The organism is Rhizobium leguminosarum (assembly GCF_002953715.1).
GTDB lineage: Bacteria > Pseudomonadota > Alphaproteobacteria > Rhizobiales > Rhizobiaceae > Rhizobium > Rhizobium leguminosarum_V.
Map to the genome: position 1 here is coordinate 211,180 of NZ_CP025017.1, position 23,107 is coordinate 234,286.

19 protein-coding genes and 1 pseudogene are annotated in these 23,107 nt (G+C 63.2%); 8 read left to right on the forward strand and 12 right to left on the reverse strand.

Annotated features, from left to right (window positions below; all coding sequences use genetic code 11):
• Positions 1-86: 86 nt before the first annotated feature.
• From CUJ84_RS37465 to CUJ84_RS37485, 5 genes are all read right to left on the reverse strand, one after another.
• Positions 87-857, reverse strand: coding sequence for an ABC transporter ATP-binding protein (locus CUJ84_RS37465; RefSeq protein ID WP_105010510.1), 771 nt, complete (start codon positions 855-857; stop codon positions 87-89).
• Positions 858-866: 9 nt separating this feature from the next.
• On the reverse strand, positions 867-1,850 hold the full coding sequence (locus tag CUJ84_RS37470; RefSeq protein WP_105010454.1) for an ABC transporter substrate-binding protein: 984 nt from the start codon (positions 1,848-1,850) through the stop codon (positions 867-869).
• Positions 1,851-1,890: 40 nt separating this feature from the next.
• Positions 1,891-2,742: an ABC transporter permease gene (locus CUJ84_RS37475; RefSeq protein WP_105010455.1), complete on the reverse strand. Its 852-nt coding sequence runs from the start codon at positions 2,740-2,742 to the stop codon at positions 1,891-1,893.
• A gap of 10 nt (positions 2,743-2,752) precedes the next feature.
• Entirely contained in the window at positions 2,753-4,105 is a 1,353-nt protein-coding gene (locus CUJ84_RS37480; protein WP_105010456.1) for an LLM class flavin-dependent oxidoreductase, read from the reverse strand.
• A 411-nt stretch (positions 4,106-4,516) separates the two neighbouring features.
• Positions 4,517-5,296, reverse strand: coding sequence for an IclR family transcriptional regulator (locus CUJ84_RS37485; RefSeq protein ID WP_105010457.1), 780 nt, complete (start codon positions 5,294-5,296; stop codon positions 4,517-4,519).
• Between the two features lie 219 nt (positions 5,297-5,515).
• Here CUJ84_RS37485 and CUJ84_RS37490 point away from each other — a divergent pair, with 219 nt between their 5' ends.
• From CUJ84_RS37490 to CUJ84_RS37525, 8 genes and pseudogenes are all read left to right on the forward strand, one after another.
• Positions 5,516-6,589, forward strand: coding sequence for an ABC transporter substrate-binding protein (locus CUJ84_RS37490; protein ID WP_105010511.1), 1,074 nt, complete (start codon positions 5,516-5,518; stop codon positions 6,587-6,589).
• Positions 6,590-6,612: 23 nt separating this feature from the next.
• A complete protein-coding gene (locus tag CUJ84_RS37495) occupies positions 6,613-8,127 on the forward strand; it encodes a sugar ABC transporter ATP-binding protein (protein WP_105010458.1) in 1,515 nt (504 codons plus the stop codon).
• Positions 8,124-9,086 (forward strand): ABC transporter permease, encoded by a 963-nt coding sequence (locus CUJ84_RS37500; RefSeq protein ID WP_105010459.1) that lies wholly within the window; start codon positions 8,124-8,126, stop codon positions 9,084-9,086. Before CUJ84_RS37495 ends, CUJ84_RS37500 begins: the two co-directional genes overlap by 4 nt.
• Entirely contained in the window at positions 9,083-10,024 is a 942-nt protein-coding gene (locus CUJ84_RS37505) for an ABC transporter permease (RefSeq protein WP_105010512.1), read from the forward strand. Before CUJ84_RS37500 ends, CUJ84_RS37505 begins: the two co-directional genes overlap by 4 nt.
• Positions 10,021-10,977 (forward strand): amidohydrolase family protein, encoded by a 957-nt coding sequence (locus CUJ84_RS37510; RefSeq protein WP_105010460.1) that lies wholly within the window; start codon positions 10,021-10,023, stop codon positions 10,975-10,977. The genes CUJ84_RS37505 and CUJ84_RS37510 overlap by 4 nt, the downstream gene beginning before the upstream one ends.
• A pseudogene (locus CUJ84_RS37515) lies at positions 10,970-12,279 on the forward strand (alanine racemase). The gene CUJ84_RS37510 and the pseudogene CUJ84_RS37515 overlap by 8 nt, the downstream one beginning before the upstream one ends.
• 36 nt (positions 12,280-12,315) lie before the next feature.
• Positions 12,316-12,660 (forward strand): RidA family protein, encoded by a 345-nt coding sequence (locus CUJ84_RS37520; RefSeq protein ID WP_105010461.1) that lies wholly within the window; start codon positions 12,316-12,318, stop codon positions 12,658-12,660.
• A 110-nt stretch (positions 12,661-12,770) separates the two neighbouring features.
• The gene (locus tag CUJ84_RS37525; RefSeq protein WP_105010462.1) at positions 12,771-13,784 is read left to right on the forward strand and encodes a succinylglutamate desuccinylase/aspartoacylase family protein; all 1,014 of its coding nucleotides are present in this window, start codon (positions 12,771-12,773) and stop codon (positions 13,782-13,784) included.
• 14 nt (positions 13,785-13,798) lie between these two features.
• On the opposite strand, the gene CUJ84_RS37530 is transcribed toward CUJ84_RS37525, so the two are convergent.
• From CUJ84_RS37530 to CUJ84_RS37560, 7 genes are all read right to left on the reverse strand, one after another.
• Positions 13,799-14,983: a hypothetical protein gene (locus tag CUJ84_RS37530; RefSeq protein WP_105010463.1), complete on the reverse strand. Its 1,185-nt coding sequence runs from the start codon at positions 14,981-14,983 to the stop codon at positions 13,799-13,801.
• A gap of 126 nt (positions 14,984-15,109) precedes the next feature.
• On the reverse strand, positions 15,110-16,945 hold the full coding sequence (iolD, locus tag CUJ84_RS37535) for a 3D-(3,5/4)-trihydroxycyclohexane-1,2-dione acylhydrolase (decyclizing) (RefSeq protein ID WP_105010464.1): 1,836 nt from the start codon (positions 16,943-16,945) through the stop codon (positions 15,110-15,112).
• Positions 16,942-18,855, reverse strand: coding sequence for a bifunctional 5-dehydro-2-deoxygluconokinase/5-dehydro-2-deoxyphosphogluconate aldolase (locus CUJ84_RS37540; RefSeq protein ID WP_105010465.1), 1,914 nt, complete (start codon positions 18,853-18,855; stop codon positions 16,942-16,944). Before CUJ84_RS37540 ends, iolD begins: the two co-directional genes overlap by 4 nt.
• A gap of 111 nt (positions 18,856-18,966) precedes the next feature.
• Entirely contained in the window at positions 18,967-19,908 is a 942-nt protein-coding gene (locus CUJ84_RS37545; protein WP_105010466.1) for a sugar phosphate isomerase/epimerase family protein, read from the reverse strand.
• 97 nt (positions 19,909-20,005) lie between these two features.
• A complete protein-coding gene (locus CUJ84_RS37550; protein ID WP_105010467.1) occupies positions 20,006-21,178 on the reverse strand; it encodes a Gfo/Idh/MocA family protein in 1,173 nt (390 codons plus the stop codon).
• Positions 21,179-21,296: 118 nt separating this feature from the next.
• Entirely contained in the window at positions 21,297-22,202 is a 906-nt protein-coding gene (locus tag CUJ84_RS37555; protein ID WP_027688643.1) for a sugar phosphate isomerase/epimerase family protein, read from the reverse strand.
• 92 nt (positions 22,203-22,294) lie between these two features.
• Positions 22,295-23,107, reverse strand: coding sequence for an ATP-binding cassette domain-containing protein (locus tag CUJ84_RS37560; RefSeq protein ID WP_018449063.1), 813 nt, complete (start codon positions 23,105-23,107; stop codon positions 22,295-22,297).

Sequence of the window (23,107 nt, forward strand, 5' to 3'; positions counted from 1 at the left end):
CCGCGGGCGTCCTCCGCATCGCTACTGCTACTGCCGCGCGCCGCATGGATCAGGTCTCATGCGGCGCGCGCTGACGCTTGAAGACTTCAGTGCAGTCCGAACAGGTTCAGCAACTCTTCGCGGTGTCGAACGAATTCCGGTGCGCTGCGGTCGCGAGGACGGGGCAGATCGATTTCGATCAGACGCGGCTCGCCGCCCTTTTCCCGTGGGAGGATGAGGATTCGGTCGGCCAGGTAGATCGCCTCCTCGAGATCATGGGTGACGAGGATGGTCGTCACATCCTCATCGCGCCAGATCCGTGCGAGTTCCTGCTGCATGCCGATCTTGGTCATCGCGTCGAGCGCGCCGAGCGGTTCGTCGAGCAGCAGGATCTCGGGCTGGACGGCCAGAGCCCTGGCGATGCCGACGCGCTGGGCCATGCCGCCGGAGAGCTGCCGGGGATAGGCAGCCTCGAACTGCTGCAGGCCGACGAGCTTGACATAGTGGCGCGCCCGTCCCCTCGCCTGCTCACGCGACAGGCCGCTAGTTTCTAGCCCGAAGGAGACATTGTCGAGCACGGTCAGCCAGGGCAGAAGGCGCGGTTCCTGAAAGATGACGGCGCGCTCTGCGCCGACGCCTCGCACCGCCTTGCCATCGACGAGAACCTCTCCCGTGTCGGAATCCTCAAGACCTGCCAGAACTCTGAGCAGGGTCGTCTTGCCCGAGCCGCTGGCGCCGACGATGGCGAGGCTTTCGCCGGAACGGACGTGGAGGTTGATATCCCTGAGAACCTGCAGAGGTGTCCCATTCAACCTGTAGGATTTGGAGAGGTGACGGATCGTCACCTCTCCGCGGCGCGTGTCCTCAGCGATGCTCATCATCATTCCTCAGTTGCTTGCCGGCTTGGCGTCGACGGTCAAGAGGATGTCCTTGGCGGCCAGTTGGCCTTGCTTCAGCTTGCCTTCGCGAACCAGGACGTCGATCCAGAACTGGATGTCGTGCTCGACCGGCAGACCGCCGGCCCGCACGCCATAGCCGCGGAAGTATTGCGCGATATCAGCGTTCTCGCCGCGCTCAGTGAGGGCCTTGGCCAGGATCTTCTTGGTTTCCTCAGGATGTTCGCGGGCATAGTCGAGGGCACGGGCCGACTGCTCGACGAAAATCTTCGAGGCCTCCGGATGCTGACGAATGAAATCGCGGCGCAGTACCACGAAGCCCCCGGCAATGTCTCCAAGCACGTCGGTATCGTCAAAAATTGCACGTAGACCGCCACTCTTGAGGGCCGCACCTTCGAAGGTCGTCTGCCAGTAGCCGAAGGCGGCAATATCGACCTGCTTGGAGCGCAGCACCTGCTCGAGCTGCGGCCCGGGAACGACAAGCTGATTGGCTGCGTCCGCCGGCAGGCCGACGGAATGCAGGGCTTCGCGGATGGTATAGTCGAGATGCGCGCCGAGCGTATTGACCGCGATGCTCTTGCCGGCAATGTCCTTGATACTCTTGATCGGGCTGTCTTCCAGCACGTAGAAGGTCGACTGCACCTCGTTATTGATGCCGTTCGAGGGATAGGCGGCGACGAAATCATTGCCGCCGATGATCGAATTCAGGACGGCGGAAGTTGCGGCGCTGCCGATCTCGACATCACCCGATGCCAGGGCGATCAGGGAGGCCGGGCCGCCCTGGGCGTAGCCGACATTTTCGAGCGTGATGCCCGTTCCGTCGAAATAGCCGAGTTCGGCGGCGAGTTCATGGGCGGCAAGACCACCCTGGCTGGCGAGATAGCGCAGCTTCACCGTATCGGCGGCCGCGGCGGGTGAGGTTAGGCCGAGAGCGATCACTGCCGGCAGGAGAAGGTGGCGGGGGTGGAATGTCATGTGGTGGGACCTTTCGGAAGAGTAAAATCGGGAAAGCAGTTCAGCGGCTCGGCTGAGACCAGCGGCAGAGACGGCGCTGCAGCAAAACGAGCAAGGCATTGGCGGCAAGCCCGAGGAGGGCGAGGAGAAGGATCGCCGCAAACATCAGCGGGATCTGGAAATTGTACTGTGCGTTCATCACCTGGAAGCCGATGCCCTTGTTGGCGCCGATCATCTCGGCGGCAATCAGCAGCAGAAGCGCAGTCGTCGCCGAAAGACGCAGGCCGACGAAGATCGCCGGTACCGACGCCGGCAGGATGACGCGGCGGAAGATGGTCAGCGGTCCGGCGCCATAGGTCCGCGCCATCTCGATGAGCTTCTTGTCCACTTCCTTGACGCCGCCGATCGTGGCGAGCAGCACCGGAAACAGTGTCGCCCAGAAGATCACGAAGATCTTCGATGTCTCGCCGAGGCCAAGCAGCAGGATGAAGACCGGGTAGAGCGCCAGCGCCGAGGTCTGGCGGAAGAGCTGCAGGATCGGATCGAGCGCCTGTTCGACCGCACGAACCTGGCCCATGAACAGCCCAAGCGGAATGCCGATCACCACGGCAAAGGCGAAGGCAGTTCCGGATCGCTGCAGGCTGATGGCGATATCATCGAGCAGCGCGCCGTTGGCCAGATTGGTCCAAAGAGCGGACAGGATCACGTCCAGGGGCGGGAAGATAGCGGGATTGACCCAGCCCCTGGTGCTCGAAACCTGCCAGAACACGAGGAAGCCGATGAGAAGGCCGTAGCGCGGCAAAAGCGATGCGAGCACGCCGCGCACATGGGAGGCGAGAGTGGAAATATTGCTTTCGCTGCTCTTCAGGCGGCCGAAGCTTCTCGGAAGAGTCTGGTTGATCTCATAAGACATGGACCGCTCCTCACTCTGCTGCCTGGAGAGCTGCACGTCTTGCAGCCAACCGATTGATGGGGAAAGGCAGGCCGAGGTTTTCGCGAAGCGTCTTGCCCTCATAAGCCGTGCGGAACAGGCCGCGGCGCTGCAGTTCCGGGATGACCAGATCGACGAAGTCGTCGAGCGCCGTCGGCAGCCAGGGCGGCAGAATGTTGAAGCCGTCGGCGGCTTCGTTCTCGAACCATTTCTGCAGCGTATCGGCGATCTGTTCGGGTGTTCCGACAATGGTGTAGTGACCGCGGGCGGAGGCGATCCACTGATAAAGCTGGCGAATGGTGAAGTTGTTTTCATCGGCGATCTGGCGGATGAGGGCCTGGCGGCTCTTCATGCCTTCCGTCGGCGGCGCAGGCGGAAGAGGCCCGTCGAGGTCATAACCGTGCAGATCGAGCGTGCCGCCGGTCAGGCCATTGAGCAGGCCGATCCCGTCTTCTTCGACGATGAGCGAGGTCAGACGGTCGTATTTCTCGCGCGCCTCCGCCTCTGTCCTGCCGACGAAAGCGGATACGCCGGGCATGACGAGGATGTGATCGGGGTTTCGGCCGAGACCACGGGCGCGTGCCTTGATATCCCGGTAGAACTCCTGGGCGGTTTCGATATGCTGATGGGCGGTGAAGATGACCTCGGCCGTTGCTGCGGCAAGCCCGCGTCCGTCGTCGGATTGGCCGGCCTGGACGATGACGGGATGCCCCTGCGGCGATCGCGACACGTTGAGCGGACCGCGCACGTTGAAGTGCTCGCCGCGGTGGTCGGTGTCGTGCAGCTTCGACGGGTCGAAGAAGACGCCGGAGTCCTTGTCCCGGATGAATGCGTCGTCTTCGAAGCTTTCCCAGAGTTTGCGGACAACGTCGACATGCTCGGCAGCGCGGCGATATCGGTCTGCATGCGGAAGCTGGGTATCGCGGTTGAAGTTCTGCGCCGTCAGGTCGCCCGTGGTGGTCACGACATTCCAGCCGGCGCGGCCCTCCGAGATCAGATCCAGCGAGGCGAATTTGCGGGCGGTGGTGTAAGGCTCCTCGTAGGTGGTCGAAGACGTGGCGATAAAGCCGAGATGGGTGGTGAAAGGCGCAAGAGCGGAGAACAGCGTCACGGGTTCGAAGCCGGCGACGCGGGCGTTCCCACCTTCGCGTGCTCCGCCGAAACCGACAGCCAGTCCGTCGGCCAGGAAATAGGCATCGAAGAGCCCGCGCTCTGCCGTCAAAGCGAGACGTTTGTGAAACTCGAAACTGGTCGCGCCGTCGGCCGGCTGGTCGGGATGCCGCCATGAGGCAACATGCTGTCCGCCGCCGGGAAGAAATGCCCCAAGTCTGATTTTCCGTGTCATTTGGTGTCCTCTCCGTTTGCCGTCAACAGCTCGGCCTTCCCCAAGGCCAAGTATAAAATTGGCTGTTGGACTGCTAAAATACGTTCTCTATTAATTTTATAGAGAAACTTAATTTCATAGTTTCGGAGGAAGAGTGAATAGATTTCCCGGATTGGCGTAAAATCGGAAATCAACGATCGGGGCGGCTACTTCGGGATATGCGAGCGCGGGCCGGCAAGCGGGATCTGCAGGCGTGGCGAAGAGCCCGGCTGAGACGACAATAGGGATTGGTCTCCTTAGTGTCCTAGGCTCGCCGCAGCACCGCCGGAGCGAGCATGAGCCGATTTGACGAGCATGCAACGGAATGCCGGCTTACGCACAAGCGTCCGTGCCATCGGACATCAATGCCTTGATGTGCTCAGGGCATCAGCCTCATTTTGGCCGGGTCGGGGCATGGTCGAGGCCGGCGGCGGCCTTCTTCAGGCAGTCGAGGTAGCGGTCGCGGTTGGCGATGCCATCGTCGCGCGGTGTGACGAGGCAGAGCGTTGCGGCTGCATGACCTTCCTCGCCCCGCACCGGTACGGCAAAACAGTGGGTGAAGCTGTCGACGATGCTGTTGAAGGTGAAAAGACCTTCACGCTCGGCTTGGCGTACCTCGGCGATGAAGGTTTGCGGCTCGAGCCATTCGCCGTTCGGCAGGCGAAAATCCTGCGGCGGAATGAAGTTCAGGATGTCCTGATCCGACAGATGCGCGACGAGCAGGCGGCCCGACGCCGTCCACGGGATCGGCACCGATTGCCCGACATCCGTCGAAATGCGGAAGGGGCGCGCGCCTTCGCGCATGCGGACGACCGTGTATCTGTTTCCATCCAGCATGCAGAACTGCGCCGTTTCCCGCGTCTCGCCGGCAAGCTGTTCCAGCGCCGCCTCGCATTCGCGGGTGAAGTCGAAATGGTTCTCATAGGCTGCGCCGAGGAAATACAGCTTGCGGCCGAGATAGACACGCCCCTCGCCGCCGGTGAATTCCAGAATGCCGTTCTGCAGCAGCAGGTTGACGAGCTCGTAGACCGACGAGCGCGGTGCGCCGATCTGTGCGGCGATTTCGTTCGGCTTCAGGGCCTGCCGCTTCTGGCGCAGGAAATCGAGGATCTCGAAGGCGCGGTCGAGCCCTCGGGCGCGCTTGCCGGCTGCTTCGTCCTGAACTGCATCCATTGCTGTCGATCCCTTTTTTGCCCGGCCAAGCTTTTCAAGCCGTCTGCCGCATCTGTCAATCGATCCCGTCATTCCCAGCGAATGAAATTTTTGCACCCCTCTTGCGAGGTAAAAAAATCGGCATAAGATCGCCTCGTCCGGTATATAGATCACATGTACATTATATTGGACATAGATGGCAAGCGGTCAACGCTGCCGCACACAAAAAAGGGGATCGACATGAAGAATTTTGAAAACGGCATTTCCGCTTCGCTGCGCCGCCGCCTTCTTGCGGGTGCTGCCGCCGCTGCGGCACTCCTCGTCTTTTCGGCCGGCACAGCCTCGGCCGCCGCCAATTGCATCAAGGGTGACAGAAGGGCGCCCTATACGATCGGCTGGGCGAACATCTACTCGGTGCCGACCTGGATGAAGCAGACCGAAGGCACCATCACGGCTGAAGTGGAGGAGCTGAAGAAGGCGGGCCTTGTGAAGGACCTGATGATCACGGACGCGCAGGGCAACGCCCAGACGCAGATCCAGCATATCCAGTCGATGATCGACGCCAATGTCGATGCCATCGTGGTGATCGCCGGTTCCTCCAACGCGCTCGACCGCGTCATATCAGATGCCTGCGACAAGGGCATCGCCGTCGTGAATTTCGACAGCCTTGTCAACACCGACAAGGTGACGGCGAAGATCAACACCGATTCCAACGAATGGGGCGCGACCGCTGCCAAGTGGATGGTCAGCCAGCTCGGCGGCAAGGGCAAGATCATCATCATGAACGGCCCGGCCGGCATTTCGGTGAGCGACGACCGCCGCAAGGGCGCCCAGCCGGTCCTCGACGCCAATCCCGGTCTCCAGGTGATCACCGAGACGAACACGGAGTATAACGTCGCCCCGGCACAGGAAGCGATGACCAGCCTGCTCTTCGCCAATCCCGAAATCGACGGCGTGCTGTCGCTCGGCGGCGCGCTGTCGGCCGGCTCCGTCCTGGCCTTCGAGCGTCAGGGCCGCGACCAGGTGCCGACAACAGGCGAAAACGCCAGGCAGTTCCTGGAGCTCTGGAAGGAGAAGGGACTGAAGGGCTGGGCCACCATGCAGCCCAACTGGCTCGGCGCGCTTTCCGTTTACACCGCCGTGCAGGCGCTGGAAGGCAAGGACGTTCCGGCCTTCGTCAAGGTGCCGCTGCCTGTCATCGACGACAGCACGATCGGCAGCTACCTCGCCCGGGCCGACAAGTTCCCGGCTGACGGCTATATCTACTCGGACTACGACAAGGCGCTCTTCGACAAGCTGCTTGCCGCCAAGTAATCCCCGCGTTGAGGAAAGCCGTCATGATGGAAGAAAGACCCCTGCTGGAAGCCCGGCAGGTGTTCAGGGGATTTTTCGGCAATCCCGTTTTGAAGGGCGTCGATATCGCCCTTCTGCCGGGCAGGGTTCACGCCCTGCTCGGCGAAAACGGCGCCGGCAAGTCCACGCTGATCAACCTCCTGTCCGGCGCTCTCCAGCCGGACGGCGGTTCCATCCTCGTCGACGGCAAGCCGGTCGAGCGCTTCAGCCCGGCGGCTGCGCGCGGTGCGGGTATTGCCGTCGTTCAGCAGGAACTGAGCCTCACGGCCAGTCTCTCGATTGCCGAAAACATCGGGCTCGGCGCCTTTCCGCGCCGGTTCGGTCTCATCGATTACAGAGCGCTTCATCGCGGCGTGTCAGACGTCTGCGATATGGTGGGGCTCACCGAGCCGCTCGACATGCCGGTCGCCGACCTCGCGCTTGGCCGCCGTCAGATGGTGGAGATCGCCAAGGCGCTGTTTCGCAAGCCGCGTGTGCTCATTCTGGACGAGCCGACCTCATCGCTTTCCGCACATGAAGCCGGCATCCTTGCCCGCCTGATCGAGACGCTGAGAGACCGCGGCACCGCACTTCTCTATATTTCCCACCGCCTCAACGAGGTGCAGGCGCTCTGCTCGCATGTCACAGTGCTGAAGGACGGCTTGGTCACCGCCGACCAGTCGCTGTCCGGCATCGACGGCGAAGGGCTGGTGCGCCTGATGGTCGGCCGCGAGACCGGCGACCTGTTCCCGCCGCGCTCCGTCACTGCACCCGGGGCGATGCGCATCAGCGTCGAAGGTTTTTCCGCAGGCATGGTGCGTGACATCGGCTTCTCCGCCCGCGCCGGCGAGATCGTCGGCATCGGCGGGCTCGTGGGACAAGGGCAGGAAGACTTGCTGCTTGGCCTTTACGGCGCGATTCCAGCCTCGGCCGGTCGGGCGGAGGTATCCGGCAAACCCGCCCTGCCCGGCCATGTCGGCGAGGCGAATGCCGCCGGCATCGTTTATGTCCCGGCCGACCGCAAGCATGAGGGGCTGGTGCTGCCGCACTCCATCGCATCCAATCTCATCCTGCCCTCGCTTGGACGGCTCGCCGGCAAGGGCTTACGCGACCGACCGGCGGAAAACGGTCTGGTCGCCGATCTCGCGCGCCGGCTGACGATCAAGGGCGACACGGCCCGCCCGGTGCAGGCGCTTTCCGGCGGCAACCAGCAAAAGGTGGCGCTCGCCAAATGGCTGCCGCTCGATCCCTCCGTTCTGCTGCTCAACGATCCGACGCGCGGCGTCGACATCGAGACCAAGCGGGAAATCTATCTCATGCTCCGCGCCTTCGCCGCTGAGGGGCGGCTGGTCATTTTGGCCAGTTCCGATACGCCGGAACTCGTGCATCTCTGCGACCGTGTCGTGGTTCTGCGCGAGGGGCGCGTCGCTGCGTCGCTGTCGCAGGATGAAATCAGCGAAGGGGCGATCGTCGGCGCGGCCATGGGCATCACCACCACGAAGCAGGGAGAGGCGGCATGAGCACGAGGTCGTCATCCCGGCTCTACGGCTCGATCCAGCTCCGCCGCAACCGCGGCCTTGCCGGCCTCTATCTGGTCGTCGCCGCCTTTCTCATCCTCTATGCGCTGCTCTTTCCCGGCATCCTTTCGATCGGCGGCTTCTCCAAGTTCACGCAGAACTGGTTCCCGCTCGCGCTCGTCACCATGGCGCAGGCACTGCTCATGCTGAACGGCGGCATTACGCTGGCGATCGGCCCGCTCGTCAGTCTTGGAGCGGTGATCGCCGCGACGACGATGGAAGGGGCGCTTGGCGTCCCGGGAGGCATTCTTGCTGTCTCGCTTGCCGGTCTTTCGATCGGTGCCGTCATCGGCGCCATTGTTACCTATCTGAGGCTGCCTGCAATCATCGTTACGCTTGCCGGCTCCTTCATCATCGGCGGGGTCGCACTCATTCTGCTGCCGCGGCCGGGTGGGTTCATTCCCGATTGGCTGTCGACGGTGCTGGCCGGCCACACGCCCGTCGCCTTCCTGCTGCTCATTGTGATCCTGGCGCTCTGGAAGGCCTTTCTTGCAACGCCGCTCGGCCTCGGCATCTACGCGGCCGGCGACAATCCGGTCGGCGCGTTCCGCTCGGGCGTCCCGGTCGAACGGGTGAAGGTCGCAGCCTTCGCCCTGTCCGGCCTTCTCGCCGCCCTGACCGGTCTCTTCGTCGCCGCCCAGACCGGCTCGGGTGATCCCGTCATCGGCACGCCCTTCACGCTGAACTCGATCGCCGCTGCCGTGCTCGGCGGCGTGGGTTTCCTCGGCGGCAAGGGCACGATGCGCGGCGCGATCTGCGGCAGCCTACTGCTCTCGGTGATGATCAACGTCATGTTCTTCCTGGGCTTTCCGCCGGTCGCCCAATATGTCGCTCAAGGGTTGATCATCGTTGGCGCAGTCGCCGTTCCGGAACTTCTCGGGCAATGGAGGGCAAGGCGATGAACATGATCAGGTCCGTGTTCCGCAATCCGCCGCTCCTGACCTTTCTTCTGGTCGCGCTCGTCTGGATCGTCGCAAGCGTCTCGCTGCGTGGTTTCGGCGCCTATGGCCATCTGCGCTACCTGGTAGAACTCGCCGCGGTGATCGGCATTGCCGCCGCCGGGCAGACGCTCGTCATTCTGATGGGCGGCATCGATCTCTCCGTCGGCGCGGTCATCACCGTCACGGCGATCCTGCTACCCCTGATCTCGCCCGCCTGGGACCCGACCGGCCTCGCCGGCATCGCGGCGGCCCTTGCCATCGCCACCGGCATCGGCCTGATGAACGGCGCCGGTGCTGCCTATCTTCGCGTGCCGCCGATCATCATGACGCTTGCCATGGCGACCTTCCTGCAGGGCCTGCTCGTCATCGTCGCCGGCGGCAGCGCGGTCACCGTCAGCAACCCAGCGGTCATTCTGCTCGGGCAGGCGCGGCCGCTCGGCATTCCCTCAGGCATCATTCTGTGGCTCGTCGTCTCGATCGTCGTCCTGCTGCTCGTCCACCGCATGCCGATCGGCGCACGGTTCCTGGCGCTTGGGGCGAACCCGCTGGCGGCCCGGCTTTCCGGCGTCAGCGTGACGCGCAACACGCTGATCGTCCACACTCTGTCGGGCTTTTTCGCAGGGCTTGCGGGCATTCTCGTGCTCGGCATGAACCGGCAAGGTTATGTCGGCATTGGCGACCCCTATCTGCTGACCTCGATCGCCGCCGTCGTGCTCGGCGGCACCTCCATCCTCGGCGGCCGCGGCACCTATGCCGGGACCATCCCGGGGGCGATCCTGCTCGTCACGACGACGGCGCTGATCACCGTCGTCAATGCCTCCCCCGGCTGGCGCTCGATCATGTTCGGCACCTTGATCCTCGCTCTTCTGCTGGTTTCCGGCCGGGAGGCGCGCCGATGACGGAGCTCTACGACGGGCCGGTGATCGACCCGCATCACCATCTCTGGGACCTCAGCCTGCAACGCCATCCCTGGCTGCAGAAGGCGCGCACATCCGGCGAGGAGATGGTTTTCGGAAGCCTCGCACCGATCCTACGCGACTATGCTATCGACGATTATCGCGCCGATGCTGCTCGCCAGAACGTCGTTGCAACCGTGCATGTGGAGGCCGGCTGGTCCGTTGCCTACCCGCTCGAAGAGAGCCGCTGGCTGGATGGTCTCGACCGCAGCTCCGGCGTGGCACGCCGTTATATCGCGCGCGTGCCCCTCGACGGGCCGGACGCTATGCGCCTGCTCGAGGCGGAAGCGGCAAACCCGAATGTCGTCGGCATCCGTGATATTTTGAGCTGGCATCCGGACGCGGCGAAGAGTTTTGCTTCGCGCCCGAACCGCATGGACGATCCCGCCTGGCGGGCGGGACTTGCCCATGCCACGCGGCTCGGACTGGTCTTCGACCTTATGCTTTATCCCTGGCAGATGAATGAGGCGCTCGAACTGGTGCGTGCTTTTCCGCAAACGCTTTTCGTGCTCAACCACGGCGGCAGCCCGGCTGACCGGACGGAGGACGGCATGGCGCTCTGGCGCCGTGGTCTGCGGGCGCTTGGCAACGAGCCGAATCTGCGCCTGAAGATTTCCGACCTCGTCGCCTATGACAATAAGTGGACGCTCGAAAGCCTGCGGCCGGTGATCGAGCATTGCCTTGATTGTTTCGGTCCGGCGCGCGCCATGTTCGCGAGCGACTTTCCGGTTGCGGGCCTGCATGCCTCTTTCGATGAGGTCTACCAGGTTTTCCGCACGGTCGCCTCGCAGCTCTCTTACGACGAGCAGCGCGCCCTGTTCTTTGCCACCGCCAATGACACCTATCGCCTCGGCATCGCCGACCCGGCCGAGATCAGGAGTGGCTGCCATGTCTGACCTCCATACCGCGACGGAAAACGTGCTGATCGACGAGCAGGTGCGCGGCTTTCCGCCGGGCAATCCGCCGCTTCCGCTGGATGCAATCGGCAAGCAGGGATGGAAGCCCTATGACGGCAGGATGGCCCTGCCGCTGATCTCGCTCGACCGGCAGGCCTTCACCGGAAATGTCGAACTGATGATGGCCTATGTGAAGAGCCACGGCGCCGATATCGCTCCGCACGCCAAGACACCGATGTCGATGGCGCTGGCGGAGGCACTTCTGGCGGCAGGCGCCTGGGGCACGACGGTCGCCGATATCCGCCAGGCCGCCGTCCTGCTCAAGGCGGGACAGCGCCGGCTGATCCTCGCCAACGAGATCGGCGGGGCCGCCGCTGCCCGCCGGCTCGCGGCCCTGCTTGCCCATTATCCCGATGCGGAACTTCATATCTTCGTGGATTCGACGGCGCTCGCCGAGGCTCTTCGCTCCGCCTGGCAGGAGCGTGTCGATCTGCCGCCCCTCGGTCTGCTGGTGGAGTTCGGTGCCGGTCGCGCCGGTGCCCGCGGCGTCGCCGCCGCCGAGGCAACCTGGAGGCGATCCTTGCCGCGGAGACGCCGGCCTTCCGGCTGACCGGCATCGCCGCCTATGAAGGTGCGGCCGCGACCGCCGATGCGGAAGAGACGATGCGTCGCATCGACGCGCTGATGGCGGTGACATCCGATTTCCTGCCGAAGCTGCGCGCCCGCATCGGCGACGAGCGGTCGCTCCTCGTCACGGCCGGCGGCTCGGTGTTTTTCGACCTCGTGATTGCCAGGCTTTCAGCCGCCGTTGCGGCCGATCCCGCCTGCCGGCTGGTGCTGCGCAGCGGCGCGATCTTCTTCCACGATCACGGCATCTACGAGCGCGGCCTTGCCGGCCTCGATGCACGCGGCGGCTTCCGCATCGGCGGCGAGACGGTCTCGGCGGCCGCGGGTTTCCGTCCGGCGCTGCGGGTCTGGGCCGAGGTCCTCTCCCGGCCGGAGCCGCGGCTGGCGATCTCAGGCATGGGCATGCGCGACGTGGCCATGGACCAAGGCCTGCCACGGCCGTTGGCGCTCTATCGCAATGGCGCGTATCTCGCCGATCTCGTGGGCGCCGACGTTTTCCGCCTCAACGATCAACACGCCTTCGTGGCCCTTGCCGAGGGCAGCGACGTTGCGGTCGGCGACGTTATCGAGTGCGGCATCTCGCATCCCTGCACCTGCCTTGACCGGCATGCCATCCTCTACGGCCTCGACCCGGACCATTCGGTGACGGCGGCCTATCTGACCAGCTTCGGCTGAACTTTCCCTCCAAAAGCAAGAAAAGGAAAACCCGCCATGATCCAGCGTTATCAGAAAGGTTCGCGTATGAGCCAAGCCGTCAGCTACGGCGGTCTCGTCTATATTGCCGGCCAGGTCGCGGAAAATCGCAAGGCTGGCATCGAGGATCAGACCCGCGACGTGCTCGGCAAGATCGACGCCCTTTTGCAAGAAGCCGGTATCGATCGCTCGCGCCTCATCGCCGTCAATGTCTTCCTGCCGGCGATCGTCGATTTCGAGGCGATGAACAGCGTCTATGATGACTGGATCGACATCGAAAATCCGCCGGCCCGCGCCTGTACCGAGGCTCGTCTCGCCGATCCCGATCTGCGCGTCGAAATGACCGCGATCGCCGCGCTCTAGCGCATCGGACAGCACGATGCCTAAGTTGAAAGTGTTACAGCGTCCTTTGCGCGTCTCAAAAAGACGCGCGGCGCTGTAACGGCATCGCAACCGCCCGCACTGGAGACATCATGCATAGCGGTCTCGTCAATCCGATCGACTTTTTGCGCGAGGGCCGACAGGCAGGCCACCTCGCCATTCCCTATTCGATCGACCGTTCGCCCTATTATCAGATCCGCATTCCGGTCCTTCGCCTGAGGAATGGCGAGGGGCCGTCTTTGCTGCTGATGGCCGGCAACCATGGCGACGAATATGAGGGCGAACTCCAGCTCGGCCGGCTGATGCGGCTGCTGGATGTCGCCGAAATCCGCGGCGCCGTCACCATCCTGCCGATGGCGAACCTGCCGGCGGTGATGGCGGCCAAGCGCTGCTCGCCCTTCGACGGCGGCAATCTCAATCGGGCGTTTCCCGGCGATCCCACCGGATCACCGACGGTGCGGATGGCGCATTTCCTTGAACATGAACTTTTTCCGCGCCATGACGTCGTGCTCGATCTGCATTCGGGCGGCACCTCCATGGCCCACCTGCCCTGTACGCTGATCGAGCGGCAGGCCGATGCCGCCCGCTTCGAGCGGTCCGTTTCGCTGATGCGCGCCATGGGTGCGTCGCATGCCTTCATCGCCGATAACGGGCCGACAGCGCCGACATCGATGGGGGCTGCGGCAAGGGCCGGAACCATCGGTCTTTCCGGTGAGTTCGGCGGCGGCGGTACCGTGACGCCTGAGACAATGGGTTTCGCGGCGGCCGCGATCGACCGGCTGCTCGTCACACTCAGCATCGTGAAGCGTCCGGTCCTGTCACGCATGCCGTTCGCCGAGCCCGGACCGTTGCAACTGCTTTCGCTATCCCGGCACAGCCAGGGCATCTATGCGAACCGCAGAGGCTGGTTCGAGCCGGCCGCAGCCCTCGGCGCCACCGTTGCCGCCGGTGAGCTTGCCGGATGGTATCATGATCTGGAGCGTCTGGAGCAGCCCGAGGAAGAGCTGCGCTTTGCCGAGAGCGGCATAGTCATTTCCCACCGGTTGCACTGCGACAGCCAGGCCGGCGACTGCCTGATCCAGGTCGCCGAACCTATCGCATCCTGAGGGCGCTGATCTGCTTAAGTGATTGCGCCGACCGCTGCTTGGACCCAATCGAGACGCTTTGCTGGTATGAGGCCGTAATTGTAGAAGTTCACGCCGTCGGCGCCGGCATCGACGGCGGCCTTGGCGCGTGCGGCGAGCACCGCCGGCCCGCTGACCTCGGGATAGAAGACGCGCAGGCCCACCCCGAGGAACTTGCCCGGTCCGATTGCCGCCCGGCCGGTTCGGATGACATCAGTGACCGCATCCGGTTCCATGTCGTAGCAGCAGAGGATTGCCCCGTCGCAGAGCTTGCCGGTGGCGGCGAGATCGACGCCGCCGAGCCATCCGTCCTTCAGGTCGATGAGCACGATGCGTGTCGCCGGATCGGCGGCCGCCTTGATCTCTCCGATCAGGCTGGTCACCGGTTCGCTCCGCCAAGCGAGATAGGCATGCAGATCAGGATGGTCGCAAAAGGCATCGATACTGGCCGCCGGAAAGTCCGGGAATTGTTGTTTCGGGACAGCTCGTTCGCAGAGTTCCGCGATGAAGCGCGCGACCGTTCCGCGCGCGCCTTCGACCGGCACGCCGGACTTTATGGCGCGCGCCGTGCAATGGTCGCAGAAGCAGAGCGACAGCAGGAAATCGTCTTCGGCATTCAGGCCCACGCCGTCCTTCTCGTGATGGTATTCATGCGCGAATCCCATGAAGTTCGGGCTCTCGAGTTCCACCATATCGGGCCGGTAGTTGGTCGTGATGTCGCGAACAAGGGTGATGGCATAGTCCCGCGCCGCCGGGCTGGAGGGGCAGAGATTGTAATAGTTGGGATTGCCGAAGGCGTTCCGCGTCACATGATCGGGATGCAGCATGCCGAGACGGGTATTGTGCAGGCAGACCGTCCAGCAGGAGACCTTAAGCCCCGTCGTGTCGCGTCCCTTGACGAGCGCTTCCAGCATGTCGCCGCGCTTAGTGACATTCCCAGCCATCAGCGGCCGGATCACCTTGTCCAGCCACAGACTTTCATCCGGCCGGAAGTAGACGGTCCCGTCCTCGGGGAAGTAGGCCTTCTGCCGCGGGCTGCGCGGCTGCAGGAACCGGCCGGCATGATAGGAGGTCGCCAGGCTGACCGTGTTCAGGCCCGCGCGGCCGCGAAGGTCGGCGGCGAGTGCTGCAAGCCCCTGGTCCTGGATGTCCCAGGGATAAGTCCACATGGAAAGATGCATGGCGTGCTCCCGTCGAATCTGTCCATTTTATAGAACATGTGTCCATAATAGTGTCCAGACCGATCTTTGAGCACGGGCGTCCGCCATGTGGCGGGAGCGCCAGCCTGAGAGCCAAGTTCCTGTCCTTCAATCAAACGCACGTTGATTGGCGGCATTCTCGTTGTAACGCGCGCGGGCCTGCTCGAGCCGCTCGGGGCCACCGACCTGCGGAACGGCAACGTCCCACCAGTGGCCGCCTGCGTCGGTCCCGGGGACCGCATCGGTGTCGATCACCAGAACGCTCGGAATGTTCCGTTCCCGCGCCGCCACGATGCGTGTCTCAAGCTCGGCGATGGACCCTATCTTTTCGGCATGGGCGCCCATCGAGGCGGCATGCGCGACAAAATCGATCTCGGGCTGTATGTCGACATTGCAGTCCTTGTACATGTTGTTGAATTCGGCGCCGCCGCACTCGATCTGGAGGCGGTTGATGCAGCCGTAACCGCGGTTGTCGGTCAACACGACGGTGAACGGCACCCGCCGCATGACGGCGGTTGCGAGTTCCGAATTGGCCATCATGTAGGAGCCGTCGCCGACGAAGCAGATGACGTCCTTGTCGGGGCGGGCGAGCTTGATGCCCATGGCGCCCGCCACTTCGTATCCCATGCAAGAGAAACCATATTCCATGTGGTATCCGCCCTTGGCAGATTGCCACAGCACCTGCAGTGCGCCCGGCATGGTGCCGGCTGCGCACATGACCACGGAGTTTTCCGTCGCCACCCGCTGCACGGCGCCGATGACTTGCGCATCGGTGGGCAGGGGTCCAGGTCCGTCCGCCTCCGGCGCCGCCGTCACGCGTTCGACCGTTTTGTGCCAATCGGTCCTGCTCCCGGCATCGACGCCAGGCCCGCGATACGCTTCGAGCGCGGCGGACAGGCGCGCCAGCGTGACCTTGGCATCGCCGACACAGGGCAATGCCGAATGCTTGGTCGCGTCATATCCGGCAAGGTTGATCGAAGCGAGTCGGCGCGAGGGATTGCGGAAAAGCGCCCAGCTGCCTGTGGTGAAATCCTGGAAGCGCGTGCCGATGCCGATCACGAGGTCCGCCTCGGCGCAAAGCGCATTGGCCGACGCCGAGCCGGTCACACCAGGCGATCCGAAATTCAGCGGGTGCTCCCAGCTGTTGGCGCCCTTCCCGGCTTGTGTTTCGACAAACGGGATATGATGCTTCTCCGCGAATGCGGCGAGTTCGGCCTCGGCCTGCGAATAGATGACGCCGCCGCCGGAAATGATCACCGGCCTGCGCGCAGCCCGGATGGCATCGGCGAGATCTGCGACCTCCCGCGGATCCGGTTCGGGACGACGGATGCGCCACACCTTCGGTTCGAAAAAGGCTTGGGGGTAGTCGTAGAGCTCTGCTTGCACATCTTGGTAGAATGCCAGCGTGACAGGGCCGCAATGACCGGGATCGGTCATGACGGACAAGGCGCGCGACAGGCAAGTCAGGAGATGCTCGGGACGGGCGATCCGGTCGAAATAAGCCGAGACCGGCCGGAAGCAGTCATTGGCGCTGACGGTTCCGTCGTTCATATCCTCGATCTGCTGCAACACCGGCTCGGGGCGGCGATTGGCGAACACATCTCCGGGTATGAAAAGCACGGGCAATCTGTTGACATGGGCAAGCGCACAAGCCGTGACCATATTGGTGGCACCCGGGCCGATCGAGGATGTCACGGCCTGGGCGCGCCGGCGCTTCAGCGTCTTCGCATAAGCAATCGCCGCATGCGCCATGGTCTGTTCATTCTGGCCGCGCCATGTGGGAAGGGCGTCGCCAATCCCATGCAGCGCCTCTCCGATGCCGGCGACATTGCCGTGACCGAAGATCGCCCAGACGCCTTCGATGAAGCGTTCGCCATCCTCGGTCATCTGGACCGAGAGCCATTTCATCATGGCCTGCGCGGCGGTCAGTCGTATCGTTGTCATTCTGCTGCCTCCTGCACGTGCGCCCGCGCACGGTCCCAGACCGTGCAAAGCCGGGAATATCGTTTCGCCATCTCTTCGACAGCCTCTTCATCACTGATCGAGCCCTCGAACCAGCCGCGGGCGACGGAGCCGAAGATCGTCCGGCCGACGGCAAATCCCTTGACGAGTGGGAAGCTCGCGGCAACTTCAAAGCTCGCCTTCAACACGTCCTCCGGCGCATCCAGGCCGAGGACCACGATCCCTCTTGTATGACGATCGTTTTCCTCGATGGCGGCACAGACCCTCGCCCAGGCTTCGGGCTCGTCCATCGGTTCGAGCTTCCACCAGTCAGGAAAAATGCCTTCGGCATAGAAGCGGAGGATCAGTGTCGCGGTTGTGTCCGTGGTGATGCTTGCGACCTTGGAAGGGATGACCTCGAGCAGGAATTCCAGTCTGTTGCGGCGCGAGGCCACGTAAAGCCGCCGCACTTCCGCCAGTTGCCGGCCCCAGGTCGCATCGTCATCATCGGGGTGGCAGAAGCAGAGCACCTTGACGACGTTCTCGCGTGCCCATTCCGAAAGCCCCCCGCAATCGGGACCGAGTGACGGCTCCAGGCTAAGCGGCCGCGACCCCGGCCACTCGCAGGGTCTGCCGATCCAAAGGCCGGTCCCGGAGGCGGCGTGTAGTGCGCGCCGGCCAATTCGGTCGTCGCAGAGGATTCCGTAGCCGGAACGCCCGTTCTGCACCTTGAGTGCCGCTTCAAGGCAAAGCTCCTTGAAAGCGCCGCCCTTCGACGCCGTGTAGCCCGCCATGCTTTCGAGCTGCATCCGGTGATCGAAGGCGAAGACTCGCATCTCAGACCAGTCGCCATGCCGGTTGGTCGACCAGTGTATCTGCTCCAGCTCGGGATCATTGCGCAGATCGGGGCGCGTCATGCCGCGCTCGAGGAAGAAATTCAGCTCCTGAAGTGACGGATATGCCGGCGTGCAGCCGTGACGGGAGACTGCAAAAGCGCCGCAGGCATTGGCGTATCTGAGCGCGGTCGGCCAGTCCTCGCCATCAAGCCAGCCTTTCAGCAGCCCGGCGAAAAAGCCGTCTCCGGCACCGAGAACGTTGAAGACTTCGACCGGGAAACCCTCGCCCGAAATGCCCTCGTCCAGATTATCCGGTATCGCATCTTCGAATGCGACCGCCCCTTTGGCGCCGCGCTTGCAGACGAGCGTCGCCGCAGTCACGGCCCGCACGGTCCGCAGGGCCGCCACGGTATCGGTCGTCCCGCCGGCGATGTGGAATTCTTCCTCTGTCCCGACGATCAGATCGAACAGATGAAGCGTCGTCTGGAGTCTTTCGGTCACCTGCCCGCTTGCCACATAGCGGCTTTCCCCCTCGCCATGGCCGGCCACCCCCCAAAGGTTTGGGCGATAGTCGATGTCGAGAGCCGTTTTGGCGTCATGCTTGCGGGCAAAGCCGAGTGCCTTGAGCACGGCCGCTTCCGTGCGCGGATGGGAGAGGTGTGTTCCCGTCACCAGCACCGAACGGGCGCTGGAAACGAAAGCCTCGTCGATATCCTCCTCGCAAAGCGCCATGTCGGCGCAATTTTCCCGGTAGAATATCAACGGGAAACGTTCCTCGTCGCGGATCCCGAGAATGACGAGTGCCGTCAGCCGCTCGGGATCCGTCACGACGCCCCTGCCGTCGACGCCATGCCGGGCAAGCTCCTCGCGGATGAACCGGCCCATATGCTCATCGCCCACCCGGGAGATCAGTGCCGACTTGAGGCCCAGCCGCGCCGTGCCGCAGGCAATGTTGGTCGGACTGCCGCCGATATACTTTTCGAAGGATCCCATATCCTCCAGCCGTCCTCCGACCTGCGCCCCATAGAGGTCGACGCCGGCGCGCCCGATCGTGATCACGTCCAATGTCTTGGTCATGTCGGTTTCCTCGCAGTACTATTGAATTCTGTCATGGTGATCCGCCGGCCTCTTCGCAGGAAACGACCAATGCAAAGGGAGCGCGGGCGAACGACCGCCCGCGCCTGTCCATCAGCGGCTGATTGTTGCCTGCAGTGCATCGATGGAGGATTGGATGCCGGCCTCGGTCGACATGGTGAAGTCTTCCATCTCGAGGCTGACCCAATCGTTGTAGCCGACCATGCGCACCACGGAGAAGAACTCCTTCCACCATTGCAGGTCATGGCCGGCGCCGACGGCGACATAGTTCCAGCTGCGATTGGCGACGTCGGTTACGTCCTTGAGCTCGAGCAAGCCGTTGACGTCGGCGAGGCCCCGCTCGATGCGGGTATCCTTGCCATGGCAATGATGGATGGCATTGCCCAGCGCACGGGCGGAGGCGATCGGGTCGGCGCCCATCCACATCAGATGCGACGGATCGAGGTTCATGCCGACCTTCGCACCGACTTCGTTGCGCAGGCGGAAGAGGGTCTCGGGGTTCCATACGAGCATGGCCGAGAAGTTTTCCAGCGCGTATTTTTCGACGCCGACTTCATCGGCGAGCTTGACCAGGCCGTGCCAGAGCGGGAAGGCCCGATCTTCCCACTGATATCGGTCGCGCTCAGGCATCTCGTTCGGCCAGCTCTTGGTGTAGACCAGCCAGTTCGGCACCGTGTCGCCGGGGGCGGCTTCCGGCAGGCCGGACATGGTGACGATCTTCTTCACGCCGATTTCGCCGGCGAGCCGGATGGTGTCTTCCATTTCCTTGCGGTGGCGCTTGCCCATGTCACCCGGATCGAGCGGGTTTGCCGAGCAATTCAGCGCGGCGATTTCCAGGCCGCGGGCTTCGATTTCCTTCAACTTGGTCTTGAGCAGGCCCCGGTCGGCCAGCAGCTCGTCGGCACGGAAGTGCGGTCCGCGCGACCAGCCGCCGCCGGTCATCTCGATACCTTCGACACCAAGTTTGATGCATTTGTCGAGCATGTCAGTGAAGGAAAGGTCGCCCATCACATCGGTGCAGATCGATAGTTTCATGTCATTGTCTTTCTAAAAGAGGGTGCCGGGCTAAAAGGGGGTGTCGGGGACGCGCCTGGGAGGAGGATGGAGGAGATCCGACGCGCCCCCTGATCGATCACTTGAACTCGACCCAGGCCGAACCTGCGTCCGCCGAGCGAACGCAGTTTTCCAGCCAGCGCACACCTTCGGTGCCGGCTTCGATGCCGGGATAATGATGGCCTTTGAGGAATGCCTCGTCGCCGCGACGTTTTGCGTCGATCGCCTGGGCGATCCAGAGGTAGATGTTCGCCCAGCTGTCGCCCAAGCCTTCGGTGTGCAGCGCGCCCATGCGATCGTAGGCGAGGCTTTCCTCTTCGAGGTAGGGCATGCCGTGATGCAAAGTGCGGTTCGGTTCACCCTGTACTTCGTAAATCAGCTGGTCCGGGTGGGAATCAGACCATTCGACGGAGGCCTTGGAGCCGACGAAACGGTAGCGCTGCGAACCCATATTCCCGGCATTCACCGAGGATACCCAGAGACGGCCGCGGGCGCCGTTGTCGTAATGCATGAGAACGGTCGCATGGTCTTCGAGTGGCGCACGGGTCGGAATGAAGGCCTTGCGGTCGCAGAGCAGCTTTTCGATCTTCATATGCGGCAGCACTACTTCGGAGAGATGGTAGAGGTGCGTGCCGATATCGCCGAGAACGAAGGTCGGGCCGGCCGTCTTGGGATTGGTGCGCCATTTCAAGGCTTCGCCGGCGCCGACATCGTCGCCCGAGTTGAAGCCGTGGGTATATTGCATGTCGACGATGCGGATATCGCCGAGCATGCCCTTCTTGACCATCGCCGCCATCTGGTGAACCAGCGGATGGCCGGTGAAGCCGTAGGTGACACCGACGATCAGGCCCTTCTCTTTGGCCAGCTTGGCGACCTCGTCGCATTCGGCGACGGTGAAGAACAGCGGCTTTTCGCAAATCACGTGAAGACCGGCTTCGAGGCACGCCTTGGTGATCTCGTAGTGGGTGAAGTTCGGCGTGGCGATCGAGACGACCTCGACGCCGTCCTCACGCCCGGCCTCCTTGGCGATCAGTTCCTTATAGTCGCCATAGCACCTGTCCGCAGTAACGCCGATCTGCGTGCCGAAGTCGCGTCCACGCTCGGCGTCGAGATCGAAAGCTCCGCAGATAAGCCGGTAGGTGCCGTCCCGCTGGGCGCCGGTTCTATGCTTGTAGCCCACCTGCCCGGTGCGGCCGCCGCCGACCATGCCCCAAAGCAGGGGGCGCTCGATGGATCTTTCTCCGTTGATCATCTTCTGTCCTTCCAGGAATGATGTCTGTGATGTTTAAGCGTTCTGGGCAGAACCCCGGTCGCGGTCGCTCGCGCCAATCGCCTGGCTGCATCGCGAACCGCTAGAGGGGCATCGCGCGTTATTTCGCGGTCCAGTATTTGTCGACGAAGCGCTGCATTTCGGCGCGCATGAACTTGCCGGAGTGGTCGGCCTTGTCCTCCCAGGCGAAGACGCATGCGGTCATGATGCCGTCGAACCCGATCTCCGCCAGCGTGCTGAAGAAGTCTTCCCAGGGAACCTCGCCCTGACCGATGTTCAGGTGCTGATGCACCCTGGCCTGCGTGCCCGGAGGATTGAGGATGTAGCGGAGCCCCGAGGAGGCCTTATGATTGAAAGTGTCGCCGACATGAACATGGGCGAGCACGTCCTTTGCTTCCCGGAGCATCGCCTTGGTGTCATCGCCAAAATAGAAGGTATGCGGCGCGCAATAGAGGAACTTGACGTTCTTCGAGTTGACCGTCCTGATGATATCGAGCGCCGGCTGCAGGGTTTCGCACCAATCCTCGGGATGCGGTTCGACGTGCAGGTTTATGCCTTCCTTTTCAAAGATCGGCACCAACTCTTCCATCGAGCGCCACCAGGCGTCTTCGCAGGCCTCGATCATGGAACCGGTATGGCAGCAGTAGCACGAACCCTTGTCCGGATGGGGCCCGCGGCCGAATTCCGAGTTCATCGTGTCGACGCCGAGTTCGACACTGATCTCGATGGCGCGCTTCCAGTGCTTGACGGCAGCTTGCCGCTCATTTTCATCGTTCGAGGCCCACCGATACATTGGCAGGATCGAGGCAATGCCGACATTGGCATCGGCAAGCGCTTTCTTGAATGCCTTGGCGCGGGCCGGAAACACGCGGGGCGCCTTGAACCACTCGAGAAAATCGGCCCGCGGGCTGAGCTCTATCCACTCGTATCCGAGTTCAGCCACCTTCGAGGGCAATTCTTCGAGTGAGAGGTGGCGATGCATAAAGGGATCGATTGCAATCTTCATGGCTGTTACCCGTCCGATGATTGTGCTGGGCCATCCCGCCGGGGTAGGCGAGCTCTTTAGAGTTTCTGGAGTTCATCCGCGGCGGCGGTCGGTCAGACCGGCGGGGGATGTCCGCTATGCGCTGTCGAGTACGCCTCGATCTCGGCTTCGAGTTCGGCCATGGCCTCGCCTCCTGCCATCAGGTCGGTAATCTCTTCGCGCGTCTTTTCGCCCTTGCGGAAGTCGGCCGCCTTCGCACCCTTGATGAGCACCGCGAAGTGGTCTCCCACCGTCATGGCGTGAATGACGTTGTGAGTGATGAAAATGACGGCCAGGCCGCGACGGCGCGCTTCCAGGACGATACGCAGCACATGCGCCGCCTCCTTGACGCCGAGAGCGGCGGTCGGCTCGTCGAGGATCAGCACCCGGGCGCCGAAGTGGACGGCTCGGGCGATTGCCAGGGATTGCCGCTCTCCGCCCGACAGACCGCCGATCAGGCGATCGCCATCGTCGATGCGGGTGATGCCGAACTCGCGCACGGCCTTGACCGCGATTTCATTGGCCGCCTTGCGGTCGTAGATTTTAAACGGGCCGAAGCCCTTGGTCAGTTCCCGCCCGACGAAGAACGAACGGCCGATGCTCATCAGCGGAAAGGTGCCGCCGAACTGATGGACGGTCGCGATGCCGAGGTCTGCAGCTTCGCGCGGATTCTGGAAGACGATCGGTCGGCCTTCGAACTTCACCGCACCGCTTGTCGGCTTGTAGACACCGGCAAAGGTCTTGATCAGGGTGGACTTTCCCGCGCCATTGTCACCCAGCAGGCAAAGTACTTCACCGGGATGGACGCTCAATGTGATGTCATAGAGCACATCGATCGGGCCGAAGGACTTGTTGACGTTTTCAAGTTCAAGAATTGGGCCAGCCAT